Origin of the sequence: Citrobacter sp. Cpo148 (genome assembly GCF_030332375.1) — a bacterium.
In the GTDB taxonomy this organism is placed as follows: Bacteria; Pseudomonadota; Gammaproteobacteria; order Enterobacterales; family Enterobacteriaceae; genus Citrobacter; species Citrobacter portucalensis.
In genome coordinates, this window is record NZ_JAOWHY010000027.1 from 60,435 (window position 1) to 74,163 (window position 13,729).

At 53.0% G+C, this 13,729-nt stretch carries 13 protein-coding genes; 11 read left to right on the top strand and 2 right to left on the bottom strand.

The window, feature by feature from the left end; all coding sequences use genetic code 11:
- The first annotated feature begins 85 nt into the window (after nt 1-85).
- The 3 genes from pldB (at nt 86) to OGY10_RS00600 (ending at nt 2,897) form a co-directional block, all read left to right on the top strand.
- Nucleotides 86-1,102 (top strand): lysophospholipase L2, encoded by a 1,017-nt coding sequence (gene pldB, locus OGY10_RS00590; protein ID WP_003017911.1) that lies wholly within the window; start codon nt 86-88, stop codon nt 1,100-1,102.
- Nucleotides 1,103-1,117: 15 nt separating this feature from the next.
- A complete protein-coding gene (gene yigL, locus OGY10_RS00595) occupies nt 1,118-1,918 on the top strand; it encodes a sugar/pyridoxal phosphate phosphatase YigL (RefSeq protein WP_008787091.1) in 801 nt (266 codons plus the stop codon).
- A 79-nt stretch (nt 1,919-1,997) separates the two neighbouring features.
- A complete protein-coding gene (locus OGY10_RS00600; protein ID WP_079935193.1) occupies nt 1,998-2,897 on the top strand; it encodes a carboxylate/amino acid/amine transporter in 900 nt (299 codons plus the stop codon).
- Here the strand turns inward: OGY10_RS00600 and metR are convergent.
- Complete coding sequence (metR, locus tag OGY10_RS00605) at nt 2,785-3,738, bottom strand: HTH-type transcriptional regulator MetR (RefSeq protein ID WP_003017908.1); 954 nt, start codon at nt 3,736-3,738, stop codon at nt 2,785-2,787. The genes OGY10_RS00600 and metR overlap by 113 nt on opposite strands.
- Nucleotides 3,739-3,973: 235 nt before the next feature.
- On the opposite strand from metR, the gene metE reads away from it, so the two are divergent.
- A complete protein-coding gene (gene metE / locus OGY10_RS00610) occupies nt 3,974-6,235 on the top strand; it encodes a 5-methyltetrahydropteroyltriglutamate--homocysteine S-methyltransferase (RefSeq protein WP_079935192.1) in 2,262 nt (753 codons plus the stop codon).
- Nucleotides 6,236-6,331: 96 nt separating this feature from the next.
- Here metE and OGY10_RS00615 read toward each other — a convergent pair whose 3' ends face one another.
- Entirely contained in the window at nt 6,332-7,138 is an 807-nt protein-coding gene (locus OGY10_RS00615) for a dienelactone hydrolase family protein (protein WP_003828924.1), read from the bottom strand.
- Between the two features lie 265 nt (nt 7,139-7,403).
- Between OGY10_RS00615 and udp the strand changes: the two genes are divergently transcribed.
- From udp to tatB, 7 genes are all read left to right on the top strand, one after another.
- Nucleotides 7,404-8,165 (top strand): uridine phosphorylase, encoded by a 762-nt coding sequence (gene udp, locus OGY10_RS00620; protein WP_003828923.1) that lies wholly within the window; start codon nt 7,404-7,406, stop codon nt 8,163-8,165.
- A 140-nt stretch (nt 8,166-8,305) separates the two neighbouring features.
- On the top strand, nt 8,306-9,736 hold the full coding sequence (rmuC, locus tag OGY10_RS00625) for a DNA recombination protein RmuC (RefSeq protein ID WP_095533171.1): 1,431 nt from the start codon (nt 8,306-8,308) through the stop codon (nt 9,734-9,736).
- A 94-nt stretch (nt 9,737-9,830) separates the two neighbouring features.
- Nucleotides 9,831-10,586: a bifunctional demethylmenaquinone methyltransferase/2-methoxy-6-polyprenyl-1,4-benzoquinol methylase UbiE gene (gene ubiE, locus OGY10_RS00630; protein WP_003017897.1), complete on the top strand. Its 756-nt coding sequence runs from the start codon at nt 9,831-9,833 to the stop codon at nt 10,584-10,586.
- Nucleotides 10,587-10,599: 13 nt separating this feature from the next.
- Complete coding sequence (ubiJ, locus tag OGY10_RS00635; RefSeq protein ID WP_003828918.1) at nt 10,600-11,205, top strand: ubiquinone biosynthesis protein UbiJ; 606 nt, start codon at nt 10,600-10,602, stop codon at nt 11,203-11,205.
- Entirely contained in the window at nt 11,202-12,842 is a 1,641-nt protein-coding gene (ubiB, locus tag OGY10_RS00640; protein WP_003828916.1) for a ubiquinone biosynthesis regulatory protein kinase UbiB, read from the top strand. Before ubiJ ends, ubiB begins: the two co-directional genes overlap by 4 nt.
- 78 nt (nt 12,843-12,920) lie before the next feature.
- A complete protein-coding gene (gene tatA / locus OGY10_RS00645) occupies nt 12,921-13,175 on the top strand; it encodes a Sec-independent protein translocase subunit TatA (RefSeq protein WP_003017888.1) in 255 nt (84 codons plus the stop codon).
- Between the two features lie 3 nt (nt 13,176-13,178).
- Nucleotides 13,179-13,727: a Sec-independent protein translocase protein TatB gene (gene tatB, locus OGY10_RS00650; RefSeq protein ID WP_204192432.1), complete on the top strand. Its 549-nt coding sequence runs from the start codon at nt 13,179-13,181 to the stop codon at nt 13,725-13,727.
- The last annotated feature ends 2 nt before the right edge of the window (nt 13,728-13,729 follow it).

Consider the following 13,729-nt stretch of genomic DNA (forward strand, 5'->3'; position numbering starts at 1 on the left):
TATGCCACAATACGCTACTGCCGTTAGGTTGTGTCAGTGACGGCGAAAAAAACGATTTTACTTGGTCAGCGAGGCTGGATACCCGATGTTTCAGCAGCAAAAAGACTGGGAAACAAGAGAAAACGCGTTTGCTGCTTTTTCCATGGGGCCACTGACAGATTTCTGGCGTCAGCGGGAAGAAGCGGAATTTACGGGCGTGGATGATATTCCCGTACATTTTGTTCGTTTTCATGCAGAAAAAAACGATCGCGTCATCGTCGTCTGTCCTGGACGCATTGAAAGCTACGTGAAATACGCTGAACTGGCGTATGACCTGTTTCATTCTGGTTTTGACGTTCTCATTATCGATCACCGTGGCCAGGGGCGTTCCGGGCGTATGCTTTCGGATCCGCATCGCGGTCATGTCGATAACTTTAATGATTATGTCGACGATCTAACCGCCTTCTGGCAGCAGGAAGTGCTACCCGGCCCATGGAGAAAACGCTATATCCTGGCGCATTCAATGGGCGGGGCGATTGCGACGTTATTCCTGCAACGCCACCCGAATCAGTGTGATGCCATCGCGCTTTGCGCACCGATGTTTGGTATTGTGATGCGCTTTCCCGACTGGATGGTGCGCCATATACTGGACTGGGCCGAAGGGCATCCGCGGATCCGCGAAGGCTATGCGATGGGAACCGGGCGCTGGCGGGCGCTGCCGTTCGGTATGAATGCGTTAACCCATAGTCGACAGCGCTATCGGCGCAATCTACGCTTTTATGCTGATGAGCCGCGGTTGCGCGTTGGCGGTCCCACCTATCACTGGGTACGTGAAGGGATTCTGGCTGGCGAACAGGTTTTGGCTGGCGCCGGGGATGATGCGACGCCGACTCTGCTGATTCAGGCTGAAGAAGAGCGTGTGGTAGATAACCGCATGCACGATCGTTTTTGTGAACTCCGCGCTGCAGCGGGCCATCCTGTAGAAGGGGGGCAGCCGCTTGTCATCAAAGGCGCGTACCATGAGATCCTTTTTGAAAAGGACGCCATGCGCTCAGTCGCGCTTAACGCTATTGTCGAATTTTTCGACAAGCATAACTCATCCAGCGGAACCCGCTTTGCCTAGAGGTTGAATTTTCTTATGTATCAGGTTGTTGCGTCTGATTTAGACGGTACGCTGCTTTCTCCCGACCATACTCTGTCCCCTTATGCCAAAGAGACGCTGAAGTTATTGACCGCTCGCGGCGTTAACTTCGTGTTTGCGACTGGCCGTCATCATGTTGATGTGGGGCAAATTCGCGATAACCTCGGCATTAAAACCTACATGATCACGTCCAACGGCGCGCGCGTGCATGATTCTGACGGGAATCTGGTGTTTTCCCATAACCTGGATCGCGATATTGCCAGCGACCTGTTTGGCGTAGTGAATGCAAACCCGGACATCGTGACCAACGTATATCGTGATGATGAGTGGTTTATGAATCGCCATCGTCCGGACGAAATGCGTTTCTTCAAAGAAGCGGTGTTTAACTATTCACTGTTTGAACCTGCATTACTGGAGCCTGAGGGCGTCAGCAAAGTGTTCTTCACCACCGACTCTCACGAAAGGCTACTGCCGCTGGAGCAGGCGATTAACGCCCGCTGGGGCGATCGCGTCAACGTCAGCTTCTCTACGCTTACCTGTCTGGAAGTCATGGCTGGCGGCGTATCGAAAGGTCATGCGCTGGAAGCGGTAGCAAAAGCGATGGGCTACAGTCTGAAAGACTGCATCGCCTTTGGCGACGGGATGAACGATGCGGAAATGCTCTCCATGGCAGGTAAAGGCTGCATCATGGGCAACGCCCACCAGCGCCTGAAGGATCTGCACCCGGAACTGGAAGTCATTGGTCTTAATGCCGACGATGCCGTGCCACACTATCTGCGTGAACTGTTTTTGCAGTAACCTTCTGTTCGTTAGTTGACCAGTTGTCAACTAAAAACTTCGCTACAATGGGTGTACCTTTTGTTAAGAGACATCCATTGTGGCGTTACTCATCATTACCACAATTCTGTGGGCCTTTTCCTTTAGCCTGTTTGGCGAGTACCTTGCCGGTCATGTCGATAGCTATTTTGCGGTGCTGGTGCGCGTTGGGCTGGCGGCGCTGGTGTTCCTGCCGTTTCTACGTACTCGTGGGCACAGCGTAAAAACGATCGGGCTGTATATGCTGGTGGGTGCCATGCAGCTTGGCATTATGTACATGCTGAGTTTTCACGCCTATCTGTACCTGACGGTTTCAGAACTGCTGCTCTTTACCGTGCTGACGCCGCTCTACATTACGCTGATTTATGATCTGATGAGCGGACGTCGTCTGCGCTGGAGTTACGCCTTTAGTGCGTTGCTGGCGGTGATTGGCGCGGGGATCATTCGTTACGATCAGGTGACCAGCCACTTCTGGACCGGTCTGCTGCTGGTGCAGTTGTCCAATATCAGCTTTGCCATTGGTATGGTGGGCTATAAACGTCTGATGGAGACGCGGCCAATGCCGCAGCACAACGCCTTTGCCTGGTTTTATATGGGCGCCTTTATGGTGGCTGTCGTGGCCTGGTTCATGTTGGGCAATGCGCAGAAAATGCCTGCAACCACGCTACAGTGGGGAATTCTGGTCTTTCTTGGCGTGGCGGCGTCCGGCATTGGTTACTTTATGTGGAACTACGGCGCGACCCAGGTGGATGCGGGCACGCTGGGCATCATGAACAATATGCATGTCCCTGCCGGACTGCTGGTTAACCTGGCTATCTGGCATCAACAACCTCACTGGCCAAGCTTCATCATTGGTGCGGCTGTGATAGTGGCTTCACTGTGGGTACATCGAAAGTGGGTCGTTCCGCACTCCGTACAAACGGTAGGTGATCGCAAGCGTGATTCCGCGCTGAGCGAATAAACGCTTCCGTGACCGGCTGTCGCTGCTCGCCATCACGCACGGCGGCGTACAGTCGGCTCCACAATCCATCACCCAGGGTCTTGGTCACTACCAGGCCCTGGCGTTCAAAGCTCTCCACCACCCAGTGCGGTAATGCCGCGATACCCATCCTGGCTGCAACCATCTGAATCAGCAGCAAGGTGTTATCCACGCTTTTCAGCGACGGACTAACGCCTGCAGGCTGCAGAAAATGCCGCCATACATCCAGTCGACTCCGCTGTACCGGGTAAATCAGCAGCGTCTCGCTGGCCAAATCTTCCGGTGTGATTTGTGTTTTGCTGGCCAACGGATGGTCAGGCGCCAGTACCAGGCGGACTTCAAAATCAAACATCGGTGAGTAGTGCAATCCGCTGCGCGGCAGGATGTCGGAGGTTAACACCAGATCCAGCTCATCCTGCTGTAGCGCTGGTTGCGGATCGAACGTCACGCCGGATTTAAAGTCCATCTCCACCTGCGGCCAGTTGGCACGAAAATTCTCCAGCGCGGGCGTCAGCCATTGAATACAACTGTGACATTCAATCGCAATTCGCAGCCGGGTTTGCTGCGGTTCGTTGCAGGCCTGCAGCGCACGACCAATTTGCGGCAACACCTGATTGGCTAACTGCAGCAGGATTTCTCCCTGCGGCGTAAAGCGCAGAGGCTGGCTTTTACGGATAAAAAGTCGAAAGCCAAGGCGCTGCTCCAGATCGCTGAACTGGTGAGAAAGGGCGGATTGGGTCTGATGCAACGTCGCCGCTGCGGCTGCCAGAGAACCACTATTCCGCAACGCCTGGAGCGTTTTCAGGTGTTTAATCTCGATCATGAAAGTCCTTCACTTCGGCATGAACAAATTGCGCTTGAGGAATATACAGTAACCGCCAATTATGGATGTGTAAACATCTGGACGGCTAAAATCCTTCGTCTTTTAAATTTATGGTGCGTTGGCTTCGTTTCCCCACCCCAGTCACTTACTTCAGTAAGCTCCTGGGGATGAGTAAACTTGCCGCCTTCCCTAAATTCAAAATCCATAGGATTTACATATAATTAGAGGAAGAAAAATGACAATATTGAATCACACCCTCGGTTTCCCTCGCGTTGGCCTGCGTCGCGAGTTGAAGAAAGCGCAAGAAAGCTACTGGGCGGGAAATTCTTCCCGTGAAGATTTGCTGACCGTTGGCCGCGAGCTGCGTGCCCGCCACTGGGATCAGCAGAAGCAGGCGGGTGTTGACCTGCTGCCGGTGGGTGATTTTGCCTGGTACGATCACGTGCTGACCACCAGCCTGCTGCTCGGCAACGTTCCGGCTCGCCATCAAAATAAAGACGGCTCGGTCGATATCGATACCTTATTCCGCATTGGCCGTGGCCGCGCACCAACGGGTGAACCCGCAGCGGCGGCAGAAATGACCAAATGGTTTAACACCAACTATCACTACATGGTGCCAGAGTTCACTAAAGGTCAGCAGTTCAAACTGACCTGGACCCAACTGCTGGATGAAGTGGACGAAGCGCTGGCGCTCGGTCACAAGGTGAAGCCTGTGCTGCTGGGGCCGGTAACCTACCTGTGGTTGGGTAAAGTGAAAGGCGAACAGTTTGATCGCCTGAGCCTGTTGAACGACATTCTGCCGGTTTACCAGCAGGTACTGGCCGAGCTGGCGAAACGCGGTATTGAGTGGGTGCAGATTGACGAACCCGCGCTGGTACTGGAATTGCCGCAAGCGTGGCTGGACGCCTTCAAACCAGCTTATGACGCGCTGACGGGTCAGGTGAAGCTGCTACTGACCACCTACTTCGAAGGCGTAACGCCAAACCTGGATACCATTACCGCGCTGCCAGTGCAGGGGCTGCACGTTGACTTCGTGCACGGCAAAGATGATGCAGCCGAGCTGCACACGCGTCTGCCAGTCGACTGGCTGCTGTCAGCGGGGCTGGTGAACGGCCGCAACGTCTGGCGTGCCGATCTCAGCGAAAAATACGCACAAATCAAAGATATCGTCGGGAAACGTAACCTGTGGGTGGCTTCTTCCTGCTCCCTGCTGCATAGCCCAATCGATCTCAGTGTGGAAACTCGCCTTGATGCAGAAGTGAAGAGCTGGTTTGCCTTCGCGTTGCAAAAGTGCGGCGAGCTGGCGCTGCTGCGCGATGCGTTGAATAGCGGTGATACGGCAGCAATTGTCGAGTGGAGCGCACCGATTCAGGCTCGTCGTCACTCTACCCGCGTACACAACGCCACAGTGGAAAAACGTCTGGCGGCAATCACCGCCCAGGACAGCCAGCGCGCTAACGCTTACCCGGTTCGTGCCGAGGCGCAACGTGCCCGCTTTAATCTGCCGGCATGGCCGACTACGACTATCGGTTCATTCCCGCAAACCACAGAAATTCGCGGCCTGCGCCTGGATTTCAAAAAGGGCAACCTGGATGCTGGGAACTATCGCACCGGAATTGCGGAACATATTAAACAGGCGATTGTTGAACAGGAACGTCTGGGTCTCGACGTGCTGGTACACGGTGAAGCCGAGCGTAATGACATGGTCGAATACTTTGGCGAACACCTGGACGGCTTCGTCTTTACCCAGAACGGTTGGGTGCAGAGCTACGGCTCTCGCTGCGTGAAGCCGCCGGTGGTGATTGGCGACGTCAGCCGCCCGGAAGCGATCACCGTGGAGTGGGCGAAATATGCCCAGTCGCTGACCGACAAACCGGTAAAAGGCATGCTGACCGGTCCGGTGACCATTCTCTGCTGGTCATTCCCGCGTGAAGACGTGACGCGTGAAACCATCGCGAAGCAGATCGCGCTGGCGCTGCGTGATGAAGTGGCGGATCTGGAAGCGGCGGGTATCGGCATCATCCAGATTGATGAACCGGCACTGCGTGAAGGTTTACCACTACGTCGCAGCGACTGGGCGGCGTATCTGGAGTGGGGCGTGGAAGCCTTCCGCATTAACGCGGCGGTAGCGAAGGATGAAACCCAGATCCACACCCACATGTGTTATTGCGAGTTCAACGACATCATGGACTCCATTGCGGCGCTGGATGCGGATGTGATCACCATCGAAACCTCGCGCTCTGATATGGAGTTGCTGGAATCGTTTGAAGAGTTCGACTATCCGAACGAAATCGGGCCGGGCGTATATGATATTCACTCACCGAACGTTCCGAGCGTGGAGTGGATTGAAGCCCTGTTGAAGAAAGCCGAGCAGCGCATTCCAGCAGAACGTCTGTGGGTGAACCCGGACTGCGGCCTGAAAACCCGCGGCTGGCCGGAAACCCGTGCTGCGCTGGCGAACATGGTCAAAGCGGCGCAGAATCTGCGTCAGGCGTAATTCATTGCCCGGGAAGCGCTTGCGCTTACCCGGGTTACAGGAAATCGCAATAGTTGTAGGCCCGGTAAGGCGTCGCCACCACCGGGCAATTAACGTTTATTTCTTCCCACCGTATTGCACGAACCACTCCAGCATTCTCTGCCAACCGTCTTTCGCGGACTCTTCGTGATAGCTCGGGCGATAATCGGCGTTGAACGCATGTCCGGCATCGGGATAGACCACGATTTCCGCTTTAGCATTGGCGGCGCGCAGTGCCTGGCGCATTGTTTCAACGGTATCTTGCGGAATGCTGGTGTCCTGGCCGCCATAAAGCCCCAAAACGGGGGCGTTAAGATCGGTTGCGATATCAACGGGATGTTTTGGCGAGTTGAGGGTTTTGTCGCCCACCAGTTTGCCATACCACGCCACGGCCGCTTTTAACTGCGGATTATGTGCGGCATACAGCCAGGTGATGCGTCCACCCCAGCAAAATCCGGTGATCATCAACTGGTGCGCATCTCCTCCGTTGCGGGAGGCCCAGCTGGCGACGTGGTCCAGATCGGCCAGTACCTGAGAGTCAGGCACTTTGGCGACAAGGCCACTAAGCAGCGTAGGGATATCGGCAAAGTCATTGGGATCTCCTTCGCGAAAATAGAGTTCTGGTGCGATAGCCAGATACCCTTCCAGAGCCAGACGACGGCAAACGTCACGAATGTGCTCATGAATACCAAAAATCTCCTGCACGACAATGACTACGGGCAGCAGGCCATCAGTCTGTTTTGGTCGTGCGTGATACGCTGGCATATCATCGCCTTGTGAAGGTATAGACGTTACACCGGCGATAATTGCATTATCCGGGGTGTGAACCGTGGTAGACGTCGGTGGAGATACAGCAGGTGCAAAGCCAGATTGTCGTGTTGTCATGGTATTCTCCGTACCCTTAAATATTCAGCAAAAAAGCGCATTGTTAACTATAGACACATGCAACGAACCACATTGCCTTAAACGGTCTATCTTTTGTGCAGGGCTTACTTATATCGCATCATTTATGTGATAAAGATCACTATTTGATGGTAATCGAATGCAATTGATTTACATCATAGTGATGACTGTCACGAAAATATGTTTATGCCTTCGGTAAAGTGTGTTTTTGCTTCTTCTGACAAAACCGATTCACAGAGGAGTTTTTATGTCTAAGTCTGATGTTTTTCATCTCGGCCTCACTAAGAACGATTTACAAGGGGCTACGCTTGCTATCGTCCCTGGCGACCCGGAGCGTGTGGAAAAGATCGCCGCGCTGATGGATAAGCCGGTTAAGCTGGCATCTCATCGCGAGTTCACCACCTGGCGTGCTGAGCTGGATGGTAAAGCCGTGATCGTTTGCTCTACCGGTATCGGCGGCCCGTCCACCTCTATTGCCGTAGAAGAACTGGCACAGCTGGGCATTCGTACCTTCCTGCGTATCGGTACGACTGGCGCTATCCAGCCGCATATCAACGTGGGTGATGTACTGGTTACCACTGCATCTGTTCGTCTGGACGGTGCAAGCCTGCACTTCGCACCAATGGAATTCCCGGCCGTTGCGGACTTCGAGTGCACCACCGCGCTGGTGGAAGCGGCGAAATCTATCGGCGCCACCACTCACGTGGGTGTTACCGCGTCTTCTGACACCTTCTACCCGGGCCAGGAGCGTTATGACACCTTCTCTGGTCGCGTCGTGAGCCGTTTCAAAGGCTCAATGGAAGAGTGGCAGTCTATGGGCGTCATGAACTACGAAATGGAATCTGCTACGCTGCTGACCATGTGCGCAAGCCAGGGTCTGCGTGCCGGTATGGTCGCGGGTGTTATCGTGAACCGTACTCAGCAAGAGATCCCTAATGCGGAAACGATGAAGCAAACGGAAAGTCACGCGGTGAAAATCGTGGTAGAAGCCGCGCGTCGTTTACTGTAATTATCCCTTCAATTCAAAAAGGCCGACGCGTTCGGCCTTTTTATTTTGCGTAGTGCCTCGCAGGAAATTCCTTTTAAACTGGACGTTTATACAGCACAATTCTATTTTGTGCGGGTAAGTCGTTGCTGTAAGGGGGCGTTGTGGATATTTCAATTATGATGAGTGCCGTGTTGGCGTTAGCCGCAGGGCTACTGGTAGGGTGGCTGGCGACAAAAGCACGCGCCGATCAAATCCGCGCCGACCTCATCGAAGAGCGACGTGAACTGGATATTGCGCTAAGCGCCGCTCGCCAGCAGCTCTCGCAGGAAGCACACTGGCGTGATGAGTGCGAACTCCTCAATAACGAATTACGCAGTCTGCACAGTATCAACACCTCTCTGGAAGCCGATCTCCGTGAAGTCACTACCCGGCTGGAAGCAACGCAACAGCATGCGGAAGATAAAATCCGCCAGATGATCAACAGCGAACAGCGTCTGAGTGAACAGTTTGAAAATCTGGCGAATCGTATTTTTGAGCACAGCAACCGCCGTGTTGATGAGCAAAATCGCCAAAGTCTGAACAGCCTGCTTGCGCCGCTTCGTGAACAACTGGACGGTTTTCGTCGCCAGGTTCAGGATAGCTTTGGTAAAGAGGCACAAGAACGCCATACCCTGGCACACGAAATTCGTAATCTCCAGCAACTGAATGCGCAGATGGCGCAGGAAGCGGTAAACCTGACGCGTGCATTAAAAGGCGATAACAAAACGCAGGGTAACTGGGGAGAGGTCGTACTCACGCGGGTACTCGAAGCCTCTGGTCTGCGTGAAGGTTATGAATATGAAACCCAGGTCAGCATCGAAAACGACGCCCGTTCGCGAATGCAGCCTGATGTCATCGTTCGGCTACCGCAGGGTAAAGATGTGGTGATCGATGCGAAAATGACGCTGGTCGCCTATGAGCGCTATTTTAACGCAGAAGACGAATACACCCGCGAAAGTGCATTGCAGGAGCACATCGCCTCGGTGCGCAACCATATTCGACTGCTGGGTCGCAAAGATTATCAGCAGCTTCCTGGGCTGCGTACGCTTGACTATGTGCTGATGTTTATCCCCGTTGAGCCCGCTTTTTTGCTGGCGCTCGACAGACAGCCCGAACTGATTACCGAAGCGCTTAGAAATAACATTATGCTGGTGAGCCCTACCACGCTGTTGGTGGCATTGCGCACGATCGCCAACCTGTGGCGCTACGAGCATCAGAGTCGTAATGCGCAACAAATTGCCGATCGGGCCAGCAAACTTTATGACAAGATGCGGTTGTTTGTGGATGATATGTCGGCAATAGGTCAAAGCCTGGACAAAGCCCAGGACAACTACCGACAGGCGATGAAAAAACTCTCTTCCGGTCGTGGAAACGTCCTGTCGCAGGCAGAAGCTTTTCGTAGTTTAGGCGTGGAAATTAAGCGCGAGATAAATCCTGAGCTGGCTGAACAAGCTACTACACAGGATGAGGAATACCGCTTGCGCTCGGTCCCTGAGACGCAACAAGATGCGTCTTACCCCGAGGATGAAGCGGTAAATCAGCAATCAAACTAGTCCATTTGGGGTAGTTGAACCCGGTAGAAGGGTAGGGCAAATTGGCCCAATCTGTTACACTTCTCGAACATTTTTTGGATGAGCAGGCACTGAGATGGTGGATAATTCACAAGAAACGACGCACTTTGGCTTTCAGACCGTCGCTAAAGAGCAGAAAGCTGACATGGTGGCCCACGTTTTTCATTCTGTGGCGTCTAAATATGACGTTATGAATGACTTAATGTCATTTGGCATTCATCGTTTGTGGAAGCGCTTCACCATTGATTGCAGTGGCGTGCGTCGCGGGCAAACCGTTCTCGATTTAGCAGGCGGTACCGGCGATCTGACGGCGAAATTCTCTCGCATGGTTGGTGAAACCGGCAAAGTTGTGCTGGCGGATATCAATGACTCAATGCTCAAAATGGGTCGCGAAAAGCTGCGTAATATTGGCGTGGTAGGTAACGTTGAGTACGTTCAGGCGAATGCGGAAGCATTACCTTTCCCTGACAACACGTTTGACTGCATCACCATCTCTTTCGGTCTGCGCAACGTAACGGATAAAGACAAAGCATTACGCTCCATGTACCGCGTATTGAAGCCGGGCGGACGTCTACTGGTGCTGGAATTCTCCAAACCCATAATCGAACCGTTGAGCAAAGCCTACGACGCATACTCTTTCCATGTTCTGCCGCGCATAGGTTCAATGGTAGCAAGCGATGCGGACAGCTACCGTTATTTGGCGGAGTCCATCCGTATGCATCCCGATCAGGACACCTTAAAAGCAATGATGCAAGATGCCGGGTTCGAAAGCGTTGATTACTACAACCTGACAGCAGGTGTCGTTGCGCTGCATCGTGGTTACAAGTTCTGACAGGAGAGTGGGGATGCCTTTAAAACCCTTAGTAACCGCAGGCGTTGAAAATCTGCTCAACACCTTTCTGTACCGTTCTCCTGCGCTGAAGTCAGCCCGAACGCGTTTACAGGGTAAGGTGCTGCGTGTTGATCTCAAAGGATTTTCAACACCGTTAGTCCTGGTATTTAGCGAGCGCCAGGTCGATGTGCTGGGGGCATGGGAAGGCGAAGCCGATTGCACCGTAATCACATATGCCAGTGTGTTACCGAAATTGCGTGATCGACAGCAACTCACCACGCTTATCCGCAGCGGTGAGCTGGAAGTCCAGGGCGATATCCAGGTAGTACAGAACTTTGTTGCGCTGGCCGATCTGGCGGAGTTGGATCCTGCAGAACTGTTAGCACCCTATACCGGCGATATCGTCGCGGAAGGGGTCAGCAAAGTCTTGCGTGGTGGAGCGAAGTTCCTGTGCCATAACTTTCAGCGCCAGCAGCGCTATGTCGCCGAAGCGATCACTGAAGAGTGGCGCATGGCTCCTGGTCCACTAGAGGTTGCATGGTTTGCTGAAGAAACGGCAGCCGTTGAGCGCGCGGTTGAATCTCTGGCCAAACGGCTGGAAAAACTGGAGGCCAAATGACGCCAGGTGAAGTACGGCGCCTTTATTTCATCATTCGCACTTTTTTAAGCTACGGTCTTGATGAACTCATCCCCAAAATGCGAATCACGCTGCCGCTTCGGTTGTGGCGTTACTCGTTGTTCTGGATGCCCAACCGACATAAAGACAAACCGCTGGGAGAAAGGCTGAGACTGGCTTTACAGGAACTCGGCCCGGTGTGGATCAAGTTTGGGCAAATGCTCTCTACCCGTCGTGACCTTTTCCCTCCGCACATCGCCGATCAGCTTGCGCTATTGCAGGATCGGGTTGCCCCGTTCGATGGCCTTAGAGCGAAAAAACAAATCGAAGAGGCCATGGGCGGGCTGCCCGTCGAGGAATGGTTTGATGATTTTGAGATCACGCCGCTGGCATCTGCGTCTGTTGCTCAGGTCCACACTGCGCGGTTGAAATCGAATGGCAAAGAGGTGGTGATCAAAGTTATTCGCCCGGACATACTTCCGGTCATCAAAGCGGATTTAAAACTGATCTACCGCCTGGCTCGTTGGGTTCCTCGTCTGCTGCCAGATGGGCGTCGCCTGCGACCAACAGAAGTCGTCCGTGAATATGAAAAAACGTTGATCGATGAACTGAATCTGCTGCGCGAATCGGCGAACGCCATCCAGCTACGACGTAATTTTGAAGATAGTCCGATGCTGTACATCCCGGAAGTGTATTCCGACTACTGCAGTCAGAACATGATGGTGATGGAGCGCATTTACGGTATCCCGGTTTCAGATGTCACCACGCTTGAGAAGAACGGCACCAATATGAAATTGTTGGCCGAGCGTGGTGTTCAGGTCTTCTTTACTCAGGTATTCCGCGATAGCTTTTTCCATGCGGATATGCACCCCGGGAACATTTTCGTGAGTTATGAGCACCCTGAAAACCCGAAATACATTGGTATTGATTGCGGGATTGTGGGCTCTTTAAACAAAGAAGATAAGCGCTACCTGGCTGAAAACTTCATTGCGTTCTTTAACCGCGATTACCGCAAAGTTGCTGAACTGCACGTAGATTCTGGTTGGGTTCCGCCGGATACCAACGTAGAAGAGTTTGAATTTGCCATTCGTACCGTGTGCGAGCCGATTTTTGAAAAGCCGCTGGCGGAGATTTCCTTTGGTCACGTGCTGTTGAATCTGTTCAACACTGCGCGCCGCTTCAATATGGAAGTTCAGCCTCAACTGGTATTGCTCCAGAAGACGCTGCTGTACGTTGAAGGTGTCGGACGACAACTCTACCCGCAGTTAGATTTGTGGAAAACGGCTAAGCCATTCCTCGAATCCTGGATTAAAGATCAGGTCGGTATTCCGGCGCTCGTTAGGGCATTTAAAGAAAAAGCACCGTTCTGGGTCGAAAAAATGCCAGAAATACCTGAACTGGTGTATGACAGTTTGCGCCAGGGCAAATATTTACAGCACAGTGTTGATAAGATTGCCCGCGAGCTTCACGCAAATCATGTACGCCAGGGACAATCCCGTTATTTATTGGGCATTGGCGCAACATTGTTGCTAAGTGGAACATTCCTGCTGGTAAGCCGCCCTGAGTGGGGGCTTATGCCGGGCTGGTTAATGGCGGGAGGCGTCATAGCCTGGTTGATCGGCTGGCGCAAAATGCGCTGAATTTTTCATCGCCCAAGGCAGGTCGTGTAACGTATACTACGGCCTTATTAATTCATCATCTATGACAGAGGAACATGTATGGGTGGTATCAGTATTTGGCAGTTGTTGATCATTGCCGTCATCGTTGTACTGCTATTTGGCACCAAGAAACTCGGCTCCATCGGTTCCGATCTTGGCGCGTCGATCAAAGGCTTCAAAAAAGCGATGGGTGATGATGAGCCTAAGCAAGATAAGACCAGCCAGGACGCTGATTTTACTGCTAAATCCATCACCGATAAGCAGGGTGAAGTGAAAAAGGAAGACGCCAAAAGCCAAGATAAAGAGCAGGTATAATCCGTGTTTGATATCGGTTTTAGCGAACTGTTATTGGTGTTCGTGATCGGCCTCATTGTCCTGGGGCCGCAACGATTACCTGTAGCGGTAAAAACGGTTGCTGGCTGGGTTCGCGCTTTGCGTTCCCTTGCAACTACTGTTCAGAATGAACTGACCCAGGAGCTTAAGCTTCAGGAGTTTCAGGACAGCCTGAAGAAAGTAGAGAAAGCGAGCCTGACAAATCTGACCCCGGAGCTGAAAGCATCAATGGATGAGCTGCGTGAAGCGGCGGAATCGATGAAGCGTTCTTACAGCGTGCACGATCCTGAGAAAGCGAGCGATGAAGCGCACACTATCCATAATCCGGTGGTGAAAGAAGGTGAAGCGCAGCGAGAAGGGGTCACCCCTGCCGCCGCTGAAAACCAGGCCAGTTCGCCGGAGCAAAAACCGGAATCCGCGGGTGCTAAAACGCCAGAGCAGACGGAAAACACTTCCGCCACGTTGATGGATGCAGAAAAGAAAGCTGTCGCACCTGTTGTCGAATCTTCCCCCTCGTCGAGTGATAAACCGTAAAC